Genomic DNA, 3879 nt, shown 5'->3' on the forward strand with positions numbered 1-3879 from the left:
ATTTTTTCTTCATGGAAGCTTTTTCTATATAATCTATATAATTCGTTATGCTTCGACGACGCTGATGCGCTGTTTGATATGGTCGCCCTTTTCGATTTCATCGACCATGGCAATGGCATAATCGGCGTAGGAAATAATCGATTCGCCCTTACTGTTCAGAGTAAATTCTTCGCCGGCCAGGATATATTTCCCGGTCCGTTCACCGTCAGCACGGAAGTCGGCAGCCGGGCTGATATAGGTCCAATTGACGTCGTCGTGACGGCGGAGCAATTTGAGGGCATCGCCCATAGCCGTGGCAACAGGCTTATAGTCATCGGGAAAGTCCGGCGTATCCGACAAGGCCATGGTATGTTCCTTATCGACAAAGAGCGATCCGGCACCGCCGACGATGAGCAGGCGAGTAGGACTTCCGCTTAAAATCCGGCTAAGATGTTCTGTCGTCGTCGAATGATCCGGCAAGGTTTCCGGTGTCCAGGCACCGAAACCGTCGACGACGGCGTCAAAGCCCTTCAGGTCGTCTGCCGTCAAATCTAAAATATCTTTCTGTACATAATGCTGAGCATCAGTCATGTTTTCAGCTTTTCGGCCAAAGGCCGTAACGTCGAACCCGCGGTTAACGGCTTCCGTAATAACTTTGCGGGAAACTTTCCCACCGGCAGCAACAACAGCAATTTTCTTTGTCATAATACAACACCCTTTCTCTTTTCATAGGATACACATAAATATTGTATTTAGATGTAACATAATTGATTACAATTAGGATAGTTGTAATATATCATATTACAACTATCCTGTCAACGTTTTCCCCGAAAGATTTATAAAAAAATCCTCTGCCTTTTGATTATTTACCAAAAGACAGAGGATTCTGCACTCATCAGAAGTATACTAAGGTAACGCCGGCACCACCGCCGTCGACGTCATCGAGCTGATATTTTTTTACGAAGGGCTGGTCATCCAAAAAGGCATGGATTTGCCGGCGCAGGGCGCCGCTTCCCTTGCCGTGGATGATTTTCACCGGACTGAAACCGGCGGCCAGGGCCTGATCAAGGAAACGTTCGACATCGGGCAGGGCCTCGCTGAAGGTCTTGCCGATGATGTTGAGTTCCGTCGCCACCCGCGACGAGCGGATGGGCCGATAGGAAGAGCTGGCAGCAGCTTTCTTTTCAGCCTGTTTTTCTTTCTTCAATTCGTCGAGATAAGGTGCGCTGACGTCGCTGAATTTGACGCGGACCGTCATGCCCCGCAGGGATACGGTAAGCTGCTTGCTGCCCATGTCTTCGACGGTACCGATGCTGTCCAAGGTGTTGACGAAGACCTGCTGCCCCACTTTTAACTGACTGCGGTCGATGGGATCGCGGTGCGGTTTTTCCGCTTCGGGCAGGGAAATCTGCTGGATTGCCCGACGAGCCTGCTCAATGGCCCTCGCCTTTTCGCGATCGGACAAGGTCTCTTTGGTCTGCGCCTTGAGTTCACGGATAATCTTTTCGGCTTCGATGCGGAGACTGCGTTTAAGGTCGACGGCATCACGGCGGCTGGCATCGATGATATCCTGCCGCTTGGACGTGACCTTGTCCTTTTCCCGACGCAGGTCGTCTTCTAATTTCCGAGCTTCCTTCAGGCGATACGTCAGTTCTGCCTGTTCTTCGTCCAACATCTTAGCCTGGGCATTGAGCTGGGTCAGGACTTTTTCCATATCCATGTCCTGGGCTTTGCTGCGCAGTTCCTTGGCTTTTTCGAGAACCGATTTAGGCATGCCAAGCCGTTCGCTGATGCTGAAGGCATGAGAGCTGCCGGCCGAGCCGATGCGCAGTTTATACGTCGGCTTCAGGGTTTCCATATCGAATTCGACGTGGCCGTTTTCAATACCCGGCGTATTATAGGCGTAGTTTTTCAAATCATTGTAATGGGTCGTGACCATGACATAGGATTCCTTCTGATAGAGGGAGTCCAAGATGGCGATGGCAATGGCACTGCCTTCTGCCGGGTCGGTCCCGGAGCCCAGTTCGTCGGCCAGGATGAGGTCGTCCGGACCGCAGTGCTTCAAGATATAGACCAGCTGCTTCATATGGCTGGAAAAGGTACTCAGGTTCTGAGAGATATCCTGTTCGTCACCGATATCGGAAAAGACGTCGCGGAAGACGGGCAGTTCCGACGATTCCTCAACAGGGATAAAAAGTCCTGCCTGGTGCATGAGGACCAAGAGGCCCAAGGTCTTCATGGATACGGTCTTACCGCCGGTATTGGAGCCGGTAATGAGCAAAATCCGGTAGTCGCCGCCGAGGACGATCGTATTAGGCACGACATACTTGGCATCGATGAGGGGATGGCGGGCCTGGATGAGCTTGATCTGCCGCGTCTTGGAAACGGCAGGACGGCAGGCCTTCATCTGCCGAGCTAATTGGGCCTTGGCAAAAATAAATTCCAACTGACCGACGCAAAGGGTGCTGTCATAGAGTTCTGTGTACTGCTGTTGGACCTTAGCAGTCAGACGGCGGAAAATCCGTTCGATTTCCCGCGTTTCTTCAATGCGGGCCGACTGCAGGTCGTTGTTGGCGTTGACGATGGCCAAGGGTTCGATGTAGAGAGTTGAACCACTGGCCGACGTATCGTGGACGATGCCGGGAAAGGCATGGCGGTATTCCTGCTTGATGGGAATGACGTAGCGGTTGTTTCGAACGGTGACTAAGGCATCTTGGAAAAATTTCTGGTACTCTTTATTTTGCAGGACGTTATTGACGTAGCGCTTCGTCTGCCGTTCCAGTTCGACGATGCGGCTGCGAAGGCGCATCAACTGAGGTGACGCATTGTCGCGAATCTGGTGGTTGTTGTCAAAGACCGTGGCAAAAGAATGGGAAAGCTGCGAAAAGTCACCGATGACTTCGGCCTGTTCAGCCAGGTGCGGGTATTCTACTGCCCGGTCAGCAAAAAAAGAACTGATTTCACTGTAATGCTGAAGATTGTTCCATACATCTATACATTCACGAGAATCGAGGGTTACTTCGCGCTTGGCTTTTTCCAGAGCCTGCCGGATGTCGACGATGCCGCCAAAAGGCGTGCCGGTCTCGGTCTGCGTGCAGCGGACGGCTTCTTCCGTGTCGGTCAACTGCCGGTCAATGGCTTCGGCATCACTCATCGGTTTCAAACGACGGGCGATTTCCTTCGACAAGCGGGATGGAGCCAGGCGCACCAACATGTGCTGAATCTGGTAGAATCCCAAAATTCTCATACTTCGTTTATTCATCTATGAATACTCCTGTATTATAAAATTCCATGGAAGAAGTGACCCCGGGTAACGGTCTGGTCTTCTTTTCCCAGAACCAGGGTTTCCGTCCCGTCACAGAGGCGGCGGTAGCGGGCAACCTGCTCAGCCAGCCACTTCGGACTGCGGCCTCGGCCTTCGATGCGAATGGCGGCAATGCCGGCCCGGACGAGGTCTTTATAGTAGGGAGCCATGTCGAGGTCACGGCTGTTTAGGATATGATTGCGGCAATACTGGTCGGTAGCGACGGGGAAGTCTTCATCCCGGCGGTCGCGCAGGGCATAGGCTCCACCCTGACAGACATTGGGACAGCCCTTCTTTTTGCCATTGCCGGCAAAGGATGAGATGACACACGATTCGGTGACCATCATTTCTACACGGCCTTCAACGACGGCTTCAACAGGACAAGGACTCTTGCGGGCCATGTCACGGATCTGTCGCAGCGTCGCTTCAAGAGACGCCGTGATACCGCTGCAGCCGAGGGACGCATAGGCTGAGGCAGCCTGACTGTTGAAGATATTAAGAGACCAGTCTCCTCGGATAGGAAGGCCGCTGCCGACCTTTTTAGCCATCGTAAAGACAGCCATGGCGCCGACGTAAATGCCGTCGATGCCGGATGC

Annotated in this window: 3 protein-coding genes; all 3 read right to left on the reverse strand. The window is 52.6% G+C overall.

Annotated elements, in window-relative coordinates:
• Positions 1-45 precede the first annotated feature (45 nt).
• Positions 46-684: an NAD(P)-dependent oxidoreductase gene (locus TX77_RS10270; protein WP_044504996.1), complete on the reverse strand. Its 639-nt coding sequence runs from the start codon at positions 682-684 to the stop codon at positions 46-48.
• Between the two features lie 190 nt (positions 685-874).
• Positions 875-3241: an endonuclease MutS2 gene (locus TX77_RS10275; protein ID WP_044504997.1), complete on the reverse strand. Its 2367-nt coding sequence runs from the start codon at positions 3239-3241 to the stop codon at positions 875-877.
• 17 nt (positions 3242-3258) lie between these two features.
• Positions 3259-3879, reverse strand: a 621-nt coding sequence (locus TX77_RS10280) for a peptidase U32 family protein (protein ID WP_044504999.1), incomplete at its 5' end; no start/stop codon positions are given.

This window comes from Megasphaera massiliensis (assembly GCF_000455225.1).
Taxonomy (GTDB): Bacteria; Bacillota; Negativicutes; order Veillonellales; family Megasphaeraceae; genus Megasphaera; species Megasphaera massiliensis.